We start from the raw sequence: 20,161 nt of genomic DNA, 5'->3' as shown, positions 1-20,161 counted from the left end.
AGGGCTTCATCGTTCGACTTGCATGTGTTAAGCACGCCGCCAGCGTTCGTCCTGAGCCAGGATCAAACTCTCCGTGAATGCATCAAAAACACCACGAAAGAGCGGCACAACCAGGAGGAATAATCCCGGCGTGCACAGCATCCTCGCTGTCAATCAAAGAAATCCCACGCCTCCACAAACAAAGCCCGTGGAGACACGAGGGTATCAACATATCTGGCGTTGACTTTTGGCACGCTGTTGAGTTCTCAAAGAACGGACGCTTCCATCACAACCCTCACAGGCCGCTCCGGGCGCTTCCCTCTCGGTAAACCCGACACTATCAGAGCTGATCCGACAGTTGATCCGGGGGTGCTTCCCGGCAACATCCGGAATTCGGAGTCGCATTGGGAGGCGGAACGGACACCGAACGTCGCCGGGAGTTCACCGAACTCCCGTGGTTCGTCGGGTCCTTCGCCGCGGAAACCGTTCAACCGGCTTCGCAACGGCGTGAACAGTAACAGGTCGCGAGGCGCGAACGCACATCAGGCGGCTGTGGGCACCGTCGTCGGCCTGTCCTCCGGGGAGACGTCCCCGGTCTCCCCCGCCCGTGCGGCACGGCCTCCGAGGACGTAGACGTAGGCCAGGAAGAGGAGTTCGCTGACGACGCCGATCGCGATGCGGGCCCACGTGGGGAGGCCGGACGGCGTCACGAAACCCTCGATGATCCCTGAGACGAACAGCACAGCGGCCAGTCCGATGGCCATGCCGATCGCCGAACGTCCTTCTGCGGCAAGCGCTGCGCGCCGGCTTCGCGGTCCCGGGTCGATGACCGTCCAGCCCAGTCGAAGGCCTGTGCCCGCGGCCACGAAGACCGCCGTCAGTTCGAGGATGCCGTGCGGAAGGATGAGACCCAGGAAGGTGTCGAGGCGTCCCGCGGACTCCATCAGGCCGATGCCGATGCCGAGGTTGAGCATGTTCTGGAACAGCACCCACAGCACCGGGATGCCGAGCAGGGCGCCGAACGCGAGGCAGACGGCGGCGGCTTGGGCGTTGTTCGTCCACACCTGGGCCGCGAAGGACGTGGCCGGGTGGCTCGAGTAGTACGACTCGTACTGGCCGCCCGGCCGTGTCATCTCGCGTAGTTGGTCCGGGGCGGCGATCGCCGAGCGCACGTCCGGATGAGTGCCGATCCACCAGCCGATGAGGGCGGCCACCACGACGGACAGCAGCGCGGCGGGGATCCACCAGTGACGGCTTCGATACACGGCAGCGGGGAATCCGGCGGCGAAGAAGTGGGCCGCGTCGTGCCACGAGGCCTTCCGCGGGCCCGTGACCGCGCTGCGCGCACGTGCCACAAGAGACGTGAGGCTTCCGGCGAGCGCGGGGTCGGGTGCGCTCGACTGGACCTGGGAGAGGTGTGTGGACGTGCGCTGGTAGAGCGTGACGAGTTCGTCCGCCTCGTGACCGGACAAGCGGCGACGGCGGCGCAGCAGTTGGTCCAGTCGGTCCCACTCCGCCCTGTGCGCGGCGACGAAGACATCCAGATCCATGGTGAGAGCTTGGCAGACGGCTCGGTGGGAACGGCAGACTGTGCGGAGAGGGGACTGTCGGATGTGGGCGGAGGCACGGTGAGCGAGCTCGTAACGGGAGATGCCGTCGTACTCGGTCTCCGGCCCGCGCGGCTGCCGACCCGTGCGCTGGCCGTCTTCATCGACCTGGTGCTCGCCTGGGCCGTCTACCTGGCGGTCTCGCTGGCGCTGCTGAGCGCCGTCGCATCCCTGGACGACGCGGCGACGGCCGCCGTGCAGGTGGCGTTGTTCCTGCTGGTGCTGGTCGGCGTTCCTGTCGCGGTGGAGACGCTGAGCCGCGGAAAGTCCGTGGGCAAGCTGCTGTGCGGTCTTCGGGTGCTGCGGGAGGACGGCGGGCCCGTCCGCTTCCGGCACGCACTGGTGCGCGGGGCGATCGGGGTCATCGAGATCCAGCTCTTCTTCGGCGTCGTGGCCTGCGCCGCTTCGCTGGTATCGGCACGTGGCAGGCGGCTCGGTGACGTGTTCGCCGGAACCCTCGTCGTCAGGGAGCGGGTGCCCGAGGCGAGCGGGACGCCCGCCCCGCCGCCTCCGGCGTGGCTGGCGGGAAGCTTCGCGGAGCTGGATCTCTCGCGCGTGCCGGGCGGTCTCTGGCTGGCAGTGCGCCAGTACCTGATGCGGGCCGGGCAGCTCGACGAGGCGGTGAGCCGGTCGATGGCCGAGCAGCTCGCGGCGGACCTCGTCTCGTGCACGGGCGTCCCGGCGCCCCACGGCGTCCCGGCGGCGGCGTATCTGGCGGGCGTCGTCGCGGAGCGGCAGGCGAGAGAGGCGCACCGGACGTTCGGCCCTCAGGGAGTCGCGCCGGTGGCACCCGCGGGCCCCCCGCAGGCGGCCCCTTCGAGTGCGGACGTCTCCCCCGGTGCGGGTGGGGCCTTCGGTTCCGGACATCCGTGGGTGCCTGTCTCGGGCCCGCCGGCGGAGTCCCCTCAGACCCGGGAACAGGTGTCCGAGCCTCCCAGGAGCACCGGGTTCGTGCCGCCCTCGTGAGGTGCTCGGCGGCTCAGCCGAAGCCGGAGGGCGGTGACTCCAGCTCCTCCAGCTCGACCCCGGGAGCAGCCAGCACGACGTCGCCGGCGATGTGGACGGGGTGCTGCTCCCCGGTGTCGACCTCGCCGACCTGGTAGTTCCCGACGACCAGGGGCCCGTTGTCGGTGGCGTGTGTTTCGGTGGTCGCCAGCGTCCAGGACTGATCGAGCGTGCGGGGTGCCAGAACGGGGGGTGTCAGTGCGACGAGGCGTACACGGGCGGCAGCAGCGCCGGAGGCCAGGCGCAGCAGCCGGGACGTCGCGACGAGGAATGCCGGGGATCCGCCGGTGAAGGAGTGCGCGGCGGCATTGCCCTCCTGAGCGCGTTCGCCTGCCGGGTCGGTGCGGACCCAGGTGACGCCGTCCAGGGCGGCGCCGCGTACCTGCCATCCACCGGCGTGGAGTTCGAGCCGGACGGGGCGGCCGAGTTCGTCGAGGGCCAGATCGACGGAGCCGGCGTGATCGCCGGAAGGGGTGGTGATCTGCGAGACGTAGCGCCAGCCGGAGGGGCCGGTGGCGCATTGGAAGTGCTCGTCGCCGAGGGGGGTGTGATCGTGCGGATCGTGGAGCGAATACCGGCCGCGGGGCATACGGGGACTCTACGTGCGTGCGGACGGGCAGACCGAAGGCCCCCGGCGGGCGGGGGCCTTCGGCATCGCTCACGGATGCCCGCCGGCGCCCCCTGTGGGGGGGCGGTGCGGCGGGCTGCCGGCCGTCAGTAGCGGTAGTGGTCCGGCTTGTACGGGCCCTCGACGGGGACGCCGATGTAGTCGGCCTGGTCCTTGCGGAGAGTGGTGAGCTTCACTCCGAGGGCGTCCAGGTGCAGACGGGCGACCTTCTCGTCGAGGTGCTTGGGCAGCACGTAGACGTCGGTCGGGTAGGCGTCGGTCTTCGTGAACAGTTCGATCTGGGCGATCGTCTGGTTCGCGAAGCTGTTGGACATCACGAAGGAGGGGTGCCCGGTCGCGTTGCCCAGGTTCAGCAGGCGCCCCTCGGACAGCACGATGAGCACCTTGCCGTCGGGGAAGGTCCAGGTGTGCACCTGGGGCTTGAGCTCTTCCCTGACGATGCCCTTGATCTCGGCGAGGCCGGCCATGTCGATCTCGTTGTCGAAGTGACCGATGTTGCCGACGATCGCCTGGTGCTTCATCCGGGCCATGTCGGACGCCATGATGATGTCCTTGTTGCCCGTGGTGGTGATGAAGATGTCCGCCGTCTCGACGACGTCTTCGAGGGTCACCACCTGGTAGCCGTCCATCGCCGCCTGGAGCGCGCAGATCGGGTCGATCTCGGTGATCAGCACGCGGGCGCCCTGGCCGCGCAGGGAGTCCGCACAGCCCTTGCCGACGTCGCCGTAGCCGAAGACCACGGCGGTCTTGCCGCCGATCAGGACGTCCGTCGCGCGGTTGATCCCGTCGATCAGCGAGTGACGGCAGCCGTACTTGTTGTCGAACTTCGACTTGGTGACGGAGTCGTTGACGTTGATCGCCGGGAAGAGGAGCGAGCCGTCCTGGTGCATCTCGTAGAGACGGTGCACGCCGGTGGTGGTCTCCTCCGTCACACCGCGGATCTCGGACGCCAGCTGGGTCCACTTCTGCGGGCTCTCCCGCAGGGTGCGGTTCAGCAGTTCCAGGATCACCCGGTGCTCGTCGTTCTCGGCGGTGTCGACGGACGGAGCGGCGCCGGCCTTCTCGTACTCCACGCCCTTGTGCACGAGGAGCGTCGCGTCGCCGCCGTCGTCGAGGATCATGTTCGGCCCGCCGGTGGAGGCGCCCGGCCACGTGAGGGCCTGCTCCGTGCACCACCAGTACTCCTCCAGCGTCTCGCCCTTCCAGGCGAAGACCGGGACACCCTGCGGGTCGTCCGGGGTGCCCTTCGGACCCACCACCGCGGCGGCGGCGGCGTGGTCCTGGGTGGAGAAGATGTTGCAGGACGCCCAGCGGACCTCGGCGCCCAGGGCGGTCAAGGTCTCGATCAGGACGGCCGTCTGCACGGTCATGTGGAGGGAGCCGGTGATGCGGGCGCCGGCCAGAGGCTTCTCAGCGGCGTACTCCTTGCGGATCGCCATCAGGCCGGGCATCTCGTGCTCGGCCAGGGTGATCTCCTTGCGGCCGAAGGCCGCAAGGGAAAGGTCCGCGACCTTGAAGTCCTGGCCGTTGGAGGTCGTCGTCATGCGAGCTGCTCTCCTCGATGTCGAGGTCATGGCTGACAGGTCCGTGCTGCGGCGCTCGGGCTCCGTGTGCGGTGCCTGCACTGCGTAGTGACACAGCACACACGGGCACACTGATCCCTTGCTCGCAGCCCAGTCCGTCGGAGGCCCTCTCTCCCTCGGTGGCCCGCTGCGCGGACCGGCCGATCTGCCATCAGCAGCGACGTCTGTGCACTACGAATTTACACCGCTCGTCCAGTCGAACGGATTGCCCACGGTGCGAGCAAGGGCGGACCTGAACTGATTTCGGCCGCACAGTGCGCGCAGTTGTGCCGATGCCCAACAGTGGGGCCTTCCACACCTCTGCACCTAATTTGACAAAGGCGCGAAGTAATGCATTTCCCTTGCACAGAGGGGAGTTCAGCGGCGGGAGAGGCCCGTCGGGACGGGGCGGATCAGCTCGACGAGGCCGACACCGCCGACCGGTAGACGTCCGGTTCGAGATAGATCACACGCGCGCTCGGCACCGATTCCCGGATGCGCTCCTCAGCGGCGTCGATCGCTCGCGCGACCTCCGCCGCGGTGTCGTCGTGCTGCACGGCCACCTTCGCGGCGACGAGCAGCTCGTCCGGGCCCAGATGCAGGGTCCGCATGTGGATGATGCCCGTCACGGTCTCTCCGTCGACGAGGGCGTCGCGGATCTTCTCGCGCTCGGCCGGATCGGCGGACTCGCCCAGCAGCAGCGACTTGGTCTCCGCGGCCAGGACGATCGCGATCACCACGAGCAGCACCCCGATGCACAGCGTGCCGATGCCGTCCCAGACGCCGTTCCCGGTGGCGATGGCGGCGCCGACACCGAAGAGCGCGAGGATGAGACCCACCAGCGCACCCAGGTCCTCGAGAAGGACGATGGGCAGCTCGGGCGCCTTGGCACGCCGTACGAACTGGGTCCAGGTCAGCGAGGCGCGGACCTCGTTCGACTCCTTGATGGCCGTACGGAACGAGATCGTCTCCGCGATGATGGCGAAGACCAGCACGCCAACCGGCCAGTACCAGCTGTCGATCTGGTGCGGGTGCTTGATCTTCTCGTATCCCTCGTAGAGGGCGAAGACGCCTCCGATGGTGAACAGCACGATGGAGACGAGGAATCCGTAGATGTAGCGCTCGCGGCCGTAGCCGAAGGGGTGCTCGTCGCTCGCCTCCTTCTTGGCCTTCCTGCCGCCGAGGAGCAGCAGTGCCTGGTTGCCCGAGTCGGCGACCGAGTGCACACTCTCCGCGAGCATGGAGGACGAGCCGCTGAATATGAAGGCGATGAACTTGCCCACTGCGATGGCCAAGTTCGCGCCGAGCGCGGCGATGATCGCCTTCGAACCGCCTGATGCACTCATATGAGTCGGTCGTCCCTCTCTGGGTGGATATGCGGAAATCCGCACCGTCGTCGGCAATTGCCGTCCTTGCGGACCTTGCCCGTCCCTGTCCGTGCGGACAGCCGGGGGCCCGTCAGACGGCCACGGTGGCCCGGAAGAGCGTACCTTCACCTGCCACCGCGACCCGCTCACCCGCCGGTACGTACACGGACTGGCCACGTTCCAGGGCCAGTTCGTCCTCACCCCGGCCCGCGTCGACGCGCAGCACGATCCGGCCCCCGGCGCACAGCACGATCTGCGGCGTGCGTGAATCCAGCGGGCCCGCCGCCGCTCCCGGAGCGACCACGAAGCGGGACAGGCGGAATTCAGAGACGGGCACGTCGTAGCGCTCCTCGCCGCCGGGGCCCGCTTCCGGGCGCAGCACGGCGGGTTCTCCGGGTTCGAAGCGGACGATGCGCAGCAGCTCCGGGACGTCCACGTGCTTGGGGGTCAACCCGCAGCGCAGCACGTTGTCCGAGTTGGCCATGATCTCCACACCGAGGCCGCCGAGATACGCGTGCGGCACTCCGGCGCCCAGGTAGAGCGCCTCCCCGGGGCGCAGGGACACATGGTTCAGCAGCATGGCCGCGATGACGCCCGGGTCGCCCGGGTAGTGGCGGGCGAGCGAGGCGCACACGGCATACGCAGGGGCGTCGGCAGCGGCAGGGTCGCCCGCGCCGGAAGCGGTGCCGGCACCCGCGCCGGCACCGGCGGCCGCGGCGAGCCGTTCCGCCGACCTCGCCACCTCTGCGACGGTGCCGGACATCTCCTCCCGGTCCGCGGTGAGCACGGCGGTCAGCACCTCGCGCAGCGCCGCGCTCTCGGGGCTCGCCCGCAGGATGTCCACGTAAGGCTCGATCGCGTCGACGTCGAGTCCGGCCAGCAGATCCGCGGCGTTCCCAGCGCGCCTGAAGCCGCACAGACCGTCGAAGTCCGTGAGCGCGCAGATCAGTTCGGGCTTGTGATTGGCGTCCTTGTAGTTGCGCTCCGGCGCGTTCACGGGGACGCCGCGCGCCTCCTCGTCGGCGAAGCCCTGCCGTGCCTGCTCCAGGTCCGGGTGCACCTGGAGCGAGAGCGGCGACGCCGCCGCGAGAAGCTTCAGCAGGAAGGGCAGCCGCGGCCCGAAGGCCCGCAGGGTCTCCGGGCCCAGTTCCCCTTCCGGGTCTGCCGCGATGACGTCCGTCAGAGCCTGCTCGCCGCCGGAGCGCTCCAGCGTCGAGGGAGCTCCCGGGTGCGCGCCCATCCACAGCTCTGCCTGCGGCTCACCGCTGGGCGGGGTGCCCAGGAACTCCGGGATGGCTGTGGCGGAGCCCCATGCGTAGGGCCGGACGGTGTTGGTGAGGCGGTCCATGGGGTGGCGCTTCGCTTCCTTACGGCAGTACGTCTGTACGGCAGGCGGGACGGTCAGGGCGATGATGTGCCGCTGTCGGCCAGCGCGAGGTAAACGGCGGCGAAATCCGCGGTGGCGATCAGTTCGGCGGTGGCTTCGAGGGGGCTGCTGCCCTCGGCGGGTTCGAGTTCGCTGAGCGGTGCGTCGTGCGCGTACGCGAGGTCTCGCGCGGCGACCACGGCGGACTCCGGGCCCGGCGCCCGGTCCCGCAGCAGGACGATCCGGGCGCGCAGCGACTCGGGCTCCTCCACGCGGTCGCGGAAGAAGTCGTCGATGCCGGAGCCCCCCGAGAGCGCCCCGGACAGCAGAGCGCCGTGCGCCGCCATTGCCTCCGGAAGCGCGGCGGCAAGGGCGGGCAGGCCGGGGAGCGCGGCGAGCGTAGTCGCGCTGTGCCGTGCGACGGCTCCCGCGAGGGCGCCTTCGCTCCACAACAGCGGGAAGGTCTCGGAGAGTTCGGCGGCGAGCGACTTGGCCGGATTGCTGTATGCGGCGACGGCGGGCCCGCAGCGTTCCGCGACGTGGTCGAGGCGGTCGGCCAGTGCCTCCAGTTCCTCCTCCCCGGCCGCGAACAGGCCGACGCGGTCGAAGAGTACGAGGAGGGGCGTCAGCATGGACCACAGAAGGCCCGGGACCGCTGTCATCCGCGGCTCGACGGGCTGTGGATGCGGCACTGCGGCCCCGGCGCCGGTGTCTTCGTCGGCGTCGTGAGCGCCGCGTGCGGGGGTGGCACCGTTGGCGGCGGCGTCCCGCGCCGGTGAGGCGTTCCAGGCCGCGGGAGGCGTCGCGCCCAGGGGCACCGCGAGCCCGTGCGTCTCCCGTGTCAGCTCTGCCACGGGCACATCGGCAGGGCTGACCGTCACGACGGTGCAGCCGCGCCGGTACGCCTGCTCGATCAGCATGGTCAGCCCGGCCTCGGCTCCGTCCGGCGTCGCCACCAGCAGCAGGTCGAGCGAACCCGCCCAGCCGGGCAGGGCCCAGCGCAGCGCACCGGGCGCCGCGAGCGGTCCGGAGGGGCGCAGCAGCGTGACGGGGACCGCGTCGTCGGCGAAGGCCGCGAGCAGATCTGCGACGTGGGCCGGGGCCGGTCCGGGACCGGCGACGAACACCGCTCGCGGCCTGCCGTCGGGCCGCAGCGCGGTCAGCCCCGTCTCGGTGGCCCGGCGCACAGCGGTACGTACGTGCGCACCTGCTTCGGCGGTGCCGCGCAGCAGGGCGTGGGTGTCCGCGCCGGCGAGGGCCTCTGGAGAGTCGAGCAGTGACTCGTCGAGCATCTTCCGGAGCCTCCGATCGGCCGCTGGACGACGAGTTGCCGGCCCCGCGTGCTGTGGGTGAAGGGTGTGCTGCCCGGGTGCGGCCGGGCGGCCGGGGTGTCAGCTCGGGCGCCGCGCCTCGTCGACGAGGAGAACCGGAATTCCGTCGCGCACCGGGTAGACGAGGCCGCACTCGGTGGCGCCCGTGCAGATCAGCTCGTCGGCCTCCTCGCGGAGCGGCGAGTGGCACGCCGGGCAGGCGAGGATCTCCAGAAGACCGGCTTCGAGCGGCATGAGGTGTCCCTTTCGGAGGCGGGCGGCTGCGGTCAGCGTACCGCCGGGGACATGGGCGCCGTCGTGCGGGCGAGAGCCGCACCGTCCGGGCACCGCCAGGGCGGAATCCGGGGCGGATCCGGGGTGAAACCGCCGGGGCGGATCCGGGGTGAACCGGAAGCGGCCCCGCCCCGGCCCCGCCGCGGCTGCCGCCTCCTGCGCTTCCGACGCGGGAGGGCGTGCCGCGGCGCCCGCGGCTCACGCGCGCACGATGGCGAGTACCTCGTCCCGCACCGCGTCAGCCGTCTCCCGGTCCCGTGCCTCGACGTTCAGCCGGAGCAGCGGTTCGGTGTTGGACGCCCGCAGGTTGAACCACCAGTCGGCGGCGGTGACCGTCAGCCCGTCCAGTTCGTCGAGCTCGACGCCCTCCCGGTCCTCGTAGGCGGCCCTGACGGCGGCGGCGCGGCCGGCCTGGTCGTCGACCCTGCTGTTGATCTCCCCGGAGGCCGCGTAGCGGTTGTACTCGGCGACGAGTTCCGACAGCGGTCCCTGCTGCCCGCCGAGCGCCGCGAGCACGTGCAGGGCGGCGAGCATGCCCGTGTCGGCGTTCCAGAAGTCGCGGAAGTAGTAGTGCGCGGAGTGCTCACCGCCGAAGATGGCGCCGGTGCGGGCCATTTCGGCCTTGATGAACGAGTGCCCGACGCGTGTGCGCACGGGCGTGCCGCCCTGCTCTCGTACGACCTCGGGCACGGACCACGACGTGATCAGGTTGTGGATGACGGTCGAACCGGGCGACTTGGCGAGTTCACGTGCCGCGACGAGCGCGGTGATCGCGGACGGCGGAACGGGGTCGCCCTTCTCGTCGACGACGAAGCAGCGGTCGGCGTCGCCGTCGAAGGCCAGACCGATGTCCGCGCCCGTCTCCCGCACGCGCTGCTGAAGGTCGACGATGTTCTTCGGATCGAGCGGATTGGCCTCGTGGTTGGGGAAGGTGCCGTCCAGTTCGAAGTACATGGCGTCGAGTTGGAGAGGAAGGCCGTCGAAGACGGTCGGAACCGTGTGCCCTCCCATTCCGTTCCCGGCGTCCACGACGACGGACAGCGGCCTGATAGAGGTGAGGTCCACGAGGGTGCGCAGGTGCTCCGCGTAGTCCGACAGCACGTCCCGCTCGCCGATCGTCCCTTCGGGAACTCCGTCCGGGCGCTGCGGGGCCCCCGACTCGCTCCAGCGCTCGACGAGTTCGCGGATGCCGGCCAGCCCGCTGTCCTGCCCGACGGGAAGCGCTCCGGCACGGCACATCTTGATCCCGTTGTACTGGGCGGGGTTGTGGCTCGCGGTGAACATGGCGCCGGGCAGGTCGAGTTGGCCGCTGGCGAAGTAGAGCTGGTCGGTCGAGCACAGACCGATCCCGGTGACGTCGGCTCCCTGGCCGGCGGCTCCCCGACCGAACGCGTGGGAGAGGCCCGGTGAGGAGGGCCGCATGTCGTGCCCGACGACGATCGCGGACGCCTCCGTGACACGTACGAAGGCGGCTCCGAACAATTCGGCCAGCGACTCGTCCCACTGGTCCGGAACGACGCCGCGAACGTCGTACGCCTTCACGATCTCCGACAGATCAGCCACGGGGCCGCCCTCTCCTGCGTCCTTGGGTTTCTCAGCAGCCGCTGAGTGCCCCAAATCTACCCGCCGGGCCCGTGATCTCCCGTGCGGCCGGGGCCCGTCGGGCGCGCTGTGCGGAGCGGCCCGGAACCGCCGGGCGTGCTGCGGGGCCTACGGTTCGGGCGACCTCAGTACGCGGAGGTGGCCGCGACGGGCGACCTCCATCGGGTCGGAGTCGCGGCCCTCGGGGCCGCCGACGGCGTCGGGCGGCGCGGCCCGATCAGGGTCGCGCCGCGGCGTACGGGCGGCCTCACGCACGGCGTTGGCGAGTGCTTCGAGATCGTCACCGCTCGGGCGCGCCGGGCCCGCGTCGACGGCGAGACGCACGACTTCCCATCCGCGGGGGGCAGTCAGGCGTTCGGAGTGCTCCGAACACAGGTCGTAGCAGTGCGGTTCGGCGTATGTGGCGAGCGGACCGAGCACCGCGGTGGAGTCCGCGTAGACGTACGTCAGCGTCGCGACGGCGGGACGGCCGCAGGCGGTTCGCGAACAGCGACGTACAGGGCTCACGACGATGGACCGTACCGCACTCTTGAGCGGCCTGCGACGACTCTCCTTGACGTCACTCCGTCGTGTCGTCCTGGTTGGCTTGAAACACCTGATCTGCGGGAAAGCTCCGGCGCCGACACCCTTGCGCCCGTGGAGAGTCGGGCATCACGCCTCATGCGGTCGGGAGTTGTGCTCAACCGGGTCGACGGTCGCGAGATCACCGATCGCTTCTGCGATGAAAAACGACCCGAAAGAACATGACACTGGTCACTCCGTGACACGACCGTGAATCACCCGGTGACCCCGGATCCCGGTCGTACGGCCGCTAGGCTCGTGGCGATGAACAGCCCCGTACCGCCTCGCGGACCGGACGACCCCGGCCGGCCCGGCGACTCCGATCAGGCACCGCGACGGCGCGACCGTCACGGCCGCGGCATGCGCGGGCCCGTCGCACCGCCCCAAGTACCGCTCGCCGTCAGCCGTTCGGAGGCGTTCGACGATCTGGTGCGCGATTCGGTCAGCAGGCTGGAGCGGCGCTGGCCGCAACTGGCCGGCGTCGAGTTCGCGGTGCAGGAGGTGCCCCGCAGCGACAACGGCGAACTGGACGAACAGGCCGAGGCCGTGCCGCTGGGCCGGGTGGCCGAGTCGAAGAGCGGGCGGCCGGACCGGATCGTCGTCTACCGGCGCCCGGTCGAGATCCGCACCCGCAACCGCGACGAGCGGGCACTGCTCGTGCACGAGGTCGTCGTCGAGCAGGTCGCCGAACTGCTGGGCCTCTCACCGGAGTCGGTGGACCCTCGGTACGGGCAGGACTAGGGAACACGGCCGGAAACGGCCCCGATTCGGTTGCGCGGACGGCGAGTTGGCGGCGAGTTCGTTGCGGCGGGCATGCTCTCGGGGCGCCGGTTCCCGGGGCCGGCGGCGACGGTGACCGAGCGGCCGTCCCGTCCGCCGAGCAGCGCGGTCGGACGGGCGGAACGGCGATGGGCCCCGGGCCCGAGCGCAGTGCGCCGGAACCCGGGGCGTGCAACTGGCCGCAACGGTACGGACGTTCCGGCCGCGTACCCCCCGTTACGCGAATGGTTACGCGAACTGGCCCGGACGGTAGTCACCGGCCGGCTGCTGGACCATGACGTTCACCCGGTTGAAGGTGTTGATGATCGCGATGGCGAACACCAGGGCGGCGAGCTGGTCCTCGTCGTAGTGCTTGGCGGCGTTCGCCCAGGCCTCGTCGGTGACGCCGCCGGCCGCGTCCGCGATGCGGGTGCCCTGCTCCGCCAGTTCCAGGGCGGCGCGTTCGGCGTCGGTGAAGACCGTGGCCTCGCGCCAGGCCGCGACCAGGTTCAGGCGCACCGTGGTCTCCCCGGCCTCCATGGCGTCCTTGGTGTGCATGTCGGTGCAGAAGCCGCAGCCGTTGATCTGGCTGGCGCGGAGCTTCACCAGCTCCTGCGTCGCGGGCGGCAACGTCGAGTCCGCGAGCACCTTGCTCGCCGCGACCACGTGCTTAAGGATCTTCGCGGCGTACGGGTTGCCGAAGAGGTCCAATCGAGCGTCCATGGAAGAGCTCCTCTGCCCTTGCTGGTGGTTACACCTCCACGACGGGGCAGCCCGGCGGAATGTGACATGACGGGATGTGACGTACAACTCACCGGCCGAAAGGCGACCGTTGACGTCCGGCGGCGAGCTTGCGGGACCGCCGCAGGAGATACCGGACGGGCGGGTCCGGGTGGACGCGGGCGAGCCCAAGGCCATGGGCGAACGCAAGCGGACACGGGCGAACGCGGGCGGACACCAGCGGACACAAGCGGCCACGGGCTGACAACTACCGTGGCGCACCCGGCGGTTGCCACCCCAGGCGGTTGCCGGGCCCGGGGCCGGCCGGTCAGTCGTTCAGCACCGACAGGTCCTGTCCGGAGTGCGGAACCAGCACTTTGCCCCGGTCGTCGGGCAGCGGCTGCACGGTGAAAGCGGGCACCTTGCCCTGCTTCTGCTCCAGCATCCGGGAGGCGTACAACTGCCCGCCCGAGAGCCGCTCGACGGTCACCGCGTAGGTGCCCTTCACGCCCTTCGGGCGGGGCGGGACAAGGGACTTCGTCGTCTTCCCCTTGACCGTGAGCGTCTGGCTGACCGGGCTGCCGCCCTTGCTGCCCGCCGAGGCGGTCACGCGCACCTTCACCGACTTGCCGGTCGCCATCAGCGAGAGCCGGGAGCCCTTCTCCTGGTTGTCGGCGGCGGTGGCACGGTCCGTGAGAGGCGCGGTGCCGGGGATGAAGGCGGTCTCCTGGCCGGCGCCCTTGCCCCGGGTGACGCGCGCTGCCGCCACGACCGGAGTCGCCCCGGTCCCGCCCTCCGAGGGGGTGAGGACGAGCGATCCCGCCTCCCCCTTGGTCAGGTCCTTCAGATCGACGGCGGTGAGCATGCCGCCGCGCACGTGCAGCGTCTCGTGACCGGCAGGCGCGATCTGACCCGACGGGCTCGCAAGCCTGACCTTCAGGTCCGCGTCGTTCTCCCCCGGCGCGACGACGACCAGGCGAACCGCCGTGGCGTCACCGGGAATTCCGGGGATCACGACGCTCGGATCCGGATCGGCCACGGACGAGACCCAGTCGCCGCCCGCCTTCTCGTCCACCGCCTGCACCTGCGCGCCCACACGTCCGGCGCGGGCGACGACATGGACACCCAGATTGGTCAGCCGCTCCGACGTCAGCGTGGACAACAGCACCGGCACGGTCGAACGCGGCGGGACGGTGATGCCCTCACCGGCTTCGGAGGCCACCCGGCCCTTCTTGCCGAACAGGTTCAGGTCGACGACGGCGCTCGAGTCGTCGGGGTTGGTGAGGTGGACGTAGTCCTGCCGCTCCTTGGCGGTGCTCGCTCCCGGGAACCAGAAGTCGGTGTCGGGCACGTTGCACGACGTCCCCTGGATGCCGCGTCCGGCGCCGGCCCCGACGCTCGTCGTCTGCTGGACCGTCCAGCCGGGAGCGACCCGGCCTTCGGCGGACCCGAAGAGGGCGGAGGCGTCGGAGGAGTCCGATCCGGCCGTGACGGGCTTGCCGGGCGTACTCAGCGGGGCGAACGGCTTCGGGTCCGGTGCGGGCTTGTTGTCCGCGTCCCTGTCCCGGTTCCCGTCCTTGTCCTTGTCGCGGTCCTTGTCGCTGTCGCTGTCGCCCCTGCCCCCGCCGTCTTCGCTCTCCGAGCCGCCGGTCTCCGCCTTCTCCGCCCGGAAGAGCCCGGCGTCGCCCTTCCCCTTGCCGCCCTTGGGCGCGAAGGCCGTGTAGCGGGTCTCGGCGACGTCCGAGACGCTGGGCTGCGGGCAGACGAGCGTCGAACGCTCGACCGGCCTGCGTCCGGCCGCGGAGGCGGCGGCGGGGTCTTCACCGCCGGGCGCCGTGAGAGCCGCGACGCCGGTCAGCGCGGCGAGTGCCGTGGCCGCGCCGATGAGGGTCATGCTCGTGCGGTTCACTGCTGATCGCTCCTGTTGCCGTACCGCGGTTCGTAGCCGTACGGGTCGGCCTGGCCGGTGCCCTCGTAGGCGTCGTACTGCTGCGCCGGGTAGGGGTCCTCGTACCGCTGCCCGTAGCCCACGTCGAACTGCTGCTGGTCGTCGCCGTAGGACCGCTGCTGCGGCTCGAACGGCGCCGGGCCGGCCCGGTCGTACGAGTCGCCGTAACGGGACGACCCGTACTGCGAGTCGTAGGACGACGGCTCGAACTGCCGCGCGCCGTAGGACTGTTCGTGATCGCCGTCGTAACGGGCGCCACCGCCGGAGTCCGCCCCGTGCGGCACCTGTGCCGGAACGTCCGCAGCACGCTCGAAGGCCCCAGGACCGTCCGCGGCCCCGGCCTCACCCGCCTCCGCGGCGCGAGCCGCCTCGGCTGCGGCAAGCCTCCGCGCGCGGCGGCCGCCCTCCGCGCCCTGCGCGGGCACTCCCGCGGCGCCCGCGACAGCCGCCTCCGGAAGGTCGTCGTCGACGCTGCGGCGCCGTCCGGGCAGCGCCAGGACGAGCACCACGACCGCGAGGAAACCCTGGAGCCAGACCCAGGCGGTGTGCGTCGCGCTCGTCTCGTGGGTGACGTCCAGCCGGCCGCCGCCCGCCGGAAGCCGGAAGCCCTGCGCCCAGCCGTCGACAGTGACGGTCTCCAGCGGCTTGCCGTCGAGGGTCGCCGTCCAGCCCGGGTCCGCGGCGTCGGCCAGGCGGAGGATCCTGCCGGACTCCCCCGGCCGCAGCTCCGTGTGGACCTCCAGCGGCCCCGCCGGCACGGGCACCGGGTCGGCCTGCTTCCCGCCCGCGCCGCCCTTGCCGGGGGCCACGATGCTCACGCGCGAGACCTGGCGGTCCACGCGCCACAGCGCGCTGCCGTCCTCCTGGCTGCGCCGTGTCAGTCCGGGAGTGGCGTCCAGGACGCGGCTCATCTGCCGGGGCGCCGCGTCCCGTACGAGCACATAGCGCACGGCGTAGTCGCCGAGCTGCTCACTCTGGTCGGCGCCGGAGCCGGCGACGAGGTTGGCGACCACCCGTGCGAGCCGGGTGTCGTCGCCTCCCGCGGCCGCGAGGTCGCCGTCGCCGAGCCTGGCTCCCGAACCGCGGACGATGGAGTACGACACGTCCGACGGGGCGCGGGAGGCGTCGCCCGCCTCACCGGAGAGCACCAGCGTGCGCGCCTGGTCGCTGGTGCGGCTCTCCTCCGCGACGAACGCGGGCACCTGCACCGGGTCCCGCCGGGACAGGGGCCCGTCGGCGCCCCCCACCATCCAGCCGACGGCCGCGACGATCGGGGCGGCCACCGCCGCCGCGGCGACGATCGCCGCCGCGGGCTGCTTCCAGCCGAAACTCTGTTCCGCGACCCGCTCCTTGGCGCCCTCGGCACCGACGACGGCCGCGCACAGCAGCGCGAGCCCGTACACGAGCGTGGCCGGTCCGGCCCAGGCGACGGAGTTGGCGAGCACCGCGTACAGCAGCCCGACCAGCGCCGCGGCCCAGGCGGCGCGGATCGCAGACTGCCGTTCGTCGCGCAACAGGGCGGCCATGGCCGCGAGCACGACGCCGATCAGCAGCAGACCGCCCGCCGCGCCGGGCCCGCCGGGCGTGAGGGTCAGCAGACCGAGCGCGTCCCCGGAGCCCGCGCCGTAGGGCAGACCGGCCTCGCGGAAGAATCCGGACGGGCTCGTCAGCAGCGACAGCGACCACGGGGCCAGCAGCACCATCGGCGTCACGAGTGCGATGCCGTTGCGGGTCAGCGTTCCGCTTCCGGCGCCGTCGGCCGCGGGCCCCTCCCCGTCGTCCGTGAAGCCCAGCCGCCGCAGCACGAACAGCACGGCGGTCAGAGTCAGCGCGATCAGCCACACGATGGGCGTGAAGGCGGTCGTCAGCGTCAGGAGGAGCGCGTATCCCCATACGGTCCGCCACCCCGGCGCTCCCCGCAGTCCGCTCACGGCGACAGCGGCGCGCGCGAGCAACGGCAGCACGACGGCCAGCACGGCGGTGCCGATGCGGCCTCCCGCGAGCGCGCCGGTCGCCGCGGGCAGGAACGCGTACGCGACGCTTCCCCAGGCGCGCAGCAGCCGGGACTCCACCAGCGGCCGCGAGGTGAAGTACGCGGTGAAGCCGGCCAGCGGCACCGAGCAGACCAGCAGCAGCGTCAGCGCGAAGCCGGTGCTGCCGAAGAAGACGGTGGCGACCATGGCGACGATCGCCAGGTACGGCGGCGCCGTCTGCGTGCCGCCGATGCCGACGGGATGCCAGCCGTCGACGTAGCGGCTCCACAGATCCGAGACGTCCGCGGGAGCCGGCAGCAGCGCACCACCCGCGAGCGCGCCACCGCCCAGCAGCTGGCGGCAGGCGATCAGGGACACCAGGAGCAGGACCGCGAAGAGCACGGGACCCGGCTTGCGGGCGACCTGCTTGACCCGCGCGAACTGCTCGACGTCCAGATAGTCCGCGTCCTCGTCGCCCGGCCCCGTCTCCACGGCGCCGTGCCGGCCACCAGAGGACATGTCGGGTTCCGCGCGTCCGCCGAAGTTGCTCGCGACCTGTTCGAGGGTCGCGCGCACGGTCGCGCCGGGCGGCGGGAAGAGGTGCCGCAGTTCGCTGTAGGGGACGGCCGGTTTGCCGCGCCGGCGGCGTGCGCCGAAGAGACGGCCGGGCCGCAGCAGCGTCCCGGTCAGGCCGCGCACTTCGTCGACGGCCTGCCGTGGGGCCTTCCCGACGAGATAGGCGAGGGTGCGCAGCAGCGTCCCGAGCACGAGCCGCAGCATCACCCAGAAGAGCTTCGAGCCGGGCACGTTGGCGAGGAGCGTGTAGACGGCTCCGGCCTTGTCCACGCGGTGCGGGCTGGCGCCGCCGCGCGTTCCGCGGCCCACGCAGTCGACGGGACGCCGCTCACGCGATGCCGCCTCGGCGTGCCGCACCACCGCGTCCGGGACGATCAGCACGCTGTGCCCGGCGGAATGAGCCCGCCAGCACAGGTCGACGTCGTCGCGCATGAGCGGCAACCGCCCGTCGAAGCCGCCGAGTTCGTCGAAGACGTCGCGGCGGATGAGCATTCCGGCGCTGGAGACCGAGAGGACCGGCCGCACCATGTCGTGCTGCCCCTGGTCCTGCTCGCGCCGTTCGACGCCGGTCCAGCGGCGGCCGCTGTTCGCGATCGACACCCCGGCTTCCAGCAGCTGCCTGCGGTCGTACCAGCTGCGCAGCTTGGGGCCGACGACGGTGGCCTTCGGGTCGGCTTCGACGACCCTCAACAGCCTTGACAGCGCGTCCGGTTCGGGAGCGCAGTCGTCGTGCAGCAGCCACAGCCAGTGGACGGGTTCGCCGTACGGAAGCTCCGGCATGTCGTAGGCGTCGTCACGCCATGTGCGCGTGACCGGGTCCCAGCCGCTGGGGCGCTTCAGGTACGGAAGGTCGTCGGGGGTGGGCACCCAGGCCGTCCGTGCGGCCTCGTCGACGGCGGCGCCGAATCCGGTGCGGCGGGCCATGTGCAGTACGCGGTCCGGGCCGAGGGTCTCCGTGAGCAGCTGTGCCGATTCGTCGGCGCTGCCGGTGTCGGCCGCGATGGCGTCCTGGACCGGCCGCTCCTGGGAGAGCAGACCGGAGAGCGCTTCGGGCAGCCACCTCGCGCCGTCGTGGGAGACGAGCACGGCGGTGACGACGTGCCGCGGAAACTCGGGTGTGGCCGCCTCGTACTGGGCCGCCGTATGGCTGTGCACGGACATCGGGGTGCGGGCCCCTCCCGGGGTACGGGGGTGGTGACCCCCCGAAAGACGCTGCGACTGACTCAACAGGCGCTCCGCCCAGCGGGGAGCGGCGCGCCAAGGACGAGCCACACACTAACGGCTCGGTCCGCGCCGCCCATCGGGTCCTGCAACCTGTCGTACAACCACGCGTACTTCTCGTCCGTGAAAGAAGTCCGTGGCTGTACGGGCGATCGGCGCCCCGTAGTTGATCAGACGGCGGCCTTCTTCAGGCGCCGGCGTTCACGCTCGGACAGCCCGCCCCAGATACCGAAACGCTCGTCGTTGGCGAGGGCGTACTCGAGGCACTCGGAACGGACCTCGCAGGCGAGGCAGACCTTCTTCGCCTCCCTGGTGGAGCCCCCCTTCTCCGGGAAGAACGACTCGGGATCGGTCTGGGCGCACAACGCGCGTTCCTGCCAGCCGAGCTCCTCGTCAACCTCTTCGACCAGCACTTCCTGGAACAGCTCGGTCATGTGCGCCCCTCGTCCGTCTTTGCGTCCCCGTGATGGCGTCGTTATCGATCGCGACTGAACGACACGTGTGAAATTACAAGTGTGCCGATCCGCGGCAGTCAAGCCGAGATCTGCTATTGGGTCCGTTATTCACTCTGCGGAACCAAGGGGGACTGGAAAGTGTTCATATCACCTCGAACCCTCCCATACGACCCCGGTGATCACCGTCCACGACCTCTCGGGTCGGGACCGGCACCCACCGCCGGGCGCATCGGCCACCGTCGGACCGGCCAGCCGTGATCACGACCCGGTCACGGATGTACAACGACGTTCAAGCGCGCGGGTGTTGCGCCAGGTGTCCTGATTCGGATGGCACAAACCTTTGGGCGAACACCGAGACCGGATGTGATGAATCAGTCACCGCCGACGGGACATCCGAGTTGACAGCGCCCCGCAGCTCTCGGTCTCCTTGACCGCATGCCAGTGACTCCCGGGCTCATCACGGCCGCCACCGCGCGGCCCCTTCGCGCTGCTCGCGTCGCCACGGGTCACTGTCGCTGTCGCTGTCGCTGCTGTTGAGAGGCGGCTCTCCCCTCTCGGCACCACCCGCCCCCGTGTCCGGCCGCACCCGGCCGGTCTTTCCGGCCGTTCCCCGGTCGTCCCGGCTCCCGCCCGGCCACAACCCGGGCGTCCCTTCAGCGCGAAAGACATCACCGACGTGAACAGCGACATCGAGATCGCGGGCGACCCGCTCGCCCTCCCCCACCTCATGCCGTCCGCCCCTGCCCACCCCGCGACCGTGGCGGGCTTCGCCGGACTGGCACGTACGATCGCCGCCGACCGCTCCCACTGGGAGCCGCTGGTGCGCTACGACCCGGCCACCCGCTGGTACCACCGGCTCCGCACCGGCCCCGGCTACGAGGTGTGGCTGCTGAGCTGGCTGCCCGGACAGGGCAGCGGACGCCACGACCACGGGCCGTCCTCCGGCGTGTTCACCGTCCTCGAGGGCGAACTGACCGAACGCGCGGACGGAATGGGCCGAACACTGCGCCCCGGCGGCCTGCGTGTGTTCGCGCCCGGATATGTGCACGAAGTCGTCAACGACGGTCTGCTTCCCGTCGTCAGTCTGCACATCTATTTCCCGGGGCTGACCGAGATGCCGATGCGACCTCCCCGTCCCGGTACGGAAGTTGCGGGCGTCGCGGCGTGCGCGGCGGCACCGGTGGCCCCGCCCGCAGGCTGATCCTCCGCGCCGCCCGCACCCGCGAGC

Annotated in this window: 16 protein-coding genes and 1 rRNA gene; 3 read left to right on the top strand and 14 right to left on the bottom strand. The window is 71.0% G+C overall.

The features are described 5' to 3' along the window. Both H180DRAFT_RS03515 and H180DRAFT_RS03510 read right to left on the bottom strand, forming a co-directional pair. Positions 1-78: ribosomal RNA gene (locus H180DRAFT_RS03515) — 16S ribosomal RNA — on the bottom strand; the annotation flags it as partial. Between the two features lie 443 nt (positions 79-521). Next, the gene (locus H180DRAFT_RS03510) at positions 522-1,529 is read right to left on the bottom strand and encodes a stage II sporulation protein M (RefSeq protein ID WP_055484403.1); all 1,008 of its coding nucleotides are present in this window, start codon (positions 1,527-1,529) and stop codon (positions 522-524) included. 78 nt (positions 1,530-1,607) lie between these two features. On the opposite strand from H180DRAFT_RS03510, the gene H180DRAFT_RS03505 reads away from it, so the two are divergent. Further along, entirely contained in the window at positions 1,608-2,552 is a 945-nt protein-coding gene (locus H180DRAFT_RS03505) for an RDD family protein (protein WP_055484514.1), read from the top strand. Between the two features lie 13 nt (positions 2,553-2,565). On the opposite strand, the gene H180DRAFT_RS03500 is transcribed toward H180DRAFT_RS03505, so the two are convergent. The 8 genes from H180DRAFT_RS03500 to H180DRAFT_RS03465 form a co-directional block, all read right to left on the bottom strand. Further along, positions 2,566-3,180 carry a hypothetical protein gene (locus H180DRAFT_RS03500; RefSeq protein WP_055484402.1) on the bottom strand — a complete coding sequence of 205 codons (615 nt, stop codon included), beginning with the start codon at positions 3,178-3,180 and terminating at the stop codon, positions 2,566-2,568. Positions 3,181-3,305: 125 nt separating this feature from the next. Then, complete coding sequence (gene ahcY, locus H180DRAFT_RS03495; protein ID WP_055484401.1) at positions 3,306-4,763, bottom strand: adenosylhomocysteinase; 1,458 nt, start codon at positions 4,761-4,763, stop codon at positions 3,306-3,308. A gap of 431 nt (positions 4,764-5,194) precedes the next feature. Next, positions 5,195-6,127 carry a cation diffusion facilitator family transporter gene (locus H180DRAFT_RS03490; protein ID WP_055484400.1) on the bottom strand — a complete coding sequence of 311 codons (933 nt, stop codon included), beginning with the start codon at positions 6,125-6,127 and terminating at the stop codon, positions 5,195-5,197. Positions 6,128-6,239: 112 nt separating this feature from the next. Beyond that, positions 6,240-7,496, bottom strand: a complete 1,257-nt coding sequence (gene manA, locus H180DRAFT_RS03485; protein WP_055484399.1) for a mannose-6-phosphate isomerase, class I — start codon at positions 7,494-7,496, stop codon at positions 6,240-6,242. A gap of 53 nt (positions 7,497-7,549) precedes the next feature. Then, the gene (locus H180DRAFT_RS03480) at positions 7,550-8,806 is read right to left on the bottom strand and encodes an SIS domain-containing protein (RefSeq protein WP_055484398.1); all 1,257 of its coding nucleotides are present in this window, start codon (positions 8,804-8,806) and stop codon (positions 7,550-7,552) included. Between the two features lie 99 nt (positions 8,807-8,905). Continuing rightward, the gene (locus H180DRAFT_RS03475; protein WP_074466584.1) at positions 8,906-9,079 is read right to left on the bottom strand and encodes a Trm112 family protein; all 174 of its coding nucleotides are present in this window, start codon (positions 9,077-9,079) and stop codon (positions 8,906-8,908) included. 237 nt (positions 9,080-9,316) lie between these two features. After that, on the bottom strand, positions 9,317-10,681 hold the full coding sequence (locus tag H180DRAFT_RS03470) for a phosphomannomutase/phosphoglucomutase (protein ID WP_055484397.1): 1,365 nt from the start codon (positions 10,679-10,681) through the stop codon (positions 9,317-9,319). Between the two features lie 147 nt (positions 10,682-10,828). Further along, entirely contained in the window at positions 10,829-11,227 is a 399-nt protein-coding gene (locus H180DRAFT_RS03465) for a DUF3499 domain-containing protein (RefSeq protein ID WP_055484396.1), read from the bottom strand. Between the two features lie 414 nt (positions 11,228-11,641). Here H180DRAFT_RS03465 and H180DRAFT_RS03460 point away from each other — a divergent pair, with 414 nt between their 5' ends. After that, positions 11,642-12,022 carry a metallopeptidase family protein gene (locus H180DRAFT_RS03460; protein ID WP_254665856.1) on the top strand — a complete coding sequence of 127 codons (381 nt, stop codon included), beginning with the start codon at positions 11,642-11,644 and terminating at the stop codon, positions 12,020-12,022. 267 nt (positions 12,023-12,289) lie between these two features. On the opposite strand, the gene H180DRAFT_RS03455 is transcribed toward H180DRAFT_RS03460, so the two are convergent. From H180DRAFT_RS03455 to H180DRAFT_RS03440, 4 genes are all read right to left on the bottom strand, one after another. Further along, positions 12,290-12,763, bottom strand: a complete 474-nt coding sequence (locus H180DRAFT_RS03455; RefSeq protein WP_055484394.1) for a carboxymuconolactone decarboxylase family protein — start codon at positions 12,761-12,763, stop codon at positions 12,290-12,292. 325 nt (positions 12,764-13,088) lie between these two features. Beyond that, positions 13,089-14,669 (bottom strand): DUF5719 family protein, encoded by a 1,581-nt coding sequence (locus H180DRAFT_RS03450; RefSeq protein ID WP_055484393.1) that lies wholly within the window; start codon positions 14,667-14,669, stop codon positions 13,089-13,091. Beyond that, on the bottom strand, positions 14,666-18,418 hold the full coding sequence (locus H180DRAFT_RS03445; protein WP_055484392.1) for a glycosyltransferase family 2 protein: 3,753 nt from the start codon (positions 18,416-18,418) through the stop codon (positions 14,666-14,668). The genes H180DRAFT_RS03450 and H180DRAFT_RS03445 overlap by 4 nt, the downstream gene beginning before the upstream one ends. Positions 18,419-18,648: 230 nt before the next feature. Then, complete coding sequence (locus H180DRAFT_RS03440) at positions 18,649-18,912, bottom strand: WhiB family transcriptional regulator (RefSeq protein ID WP_028436999.1); 264 nt, start codon at positions 18,910-18,912, stop codon at positions 18,649-18,651. Between the two features lie 697 nt (positions 18,913-19,609). Here H180DRAFT_RS03440 and H180DRAFT_RS03430 point away from each other — a divergent pair. Continuing rightward, the gene (locus H180DRAFT_RS03430) at positions 19,610-20,134 is read left to right on the top strand and encodes a cysteine dioxygenase (protein WP_055484391.1); all 525 of its coding nucleotides are present in this window, start codon (positions 19,610-19,612) and stop codon (positions 20,132-20,134) included. The last annotated feature ends 27 nt before the right edge of the window (positions 20,135-20,161 follow it).

This window comes from Streptomyces sp. WMMB 322 (genome assembly GCF_900090145.1).
Lineage (GTDB): Bacteria > Actinomycetota > Actinomycetes > Streptomycetales > Streptomycetaceae > Streptomyces.
This window is presented reverse-complemented; position numbering and strand designations above follow the sequence as displayed.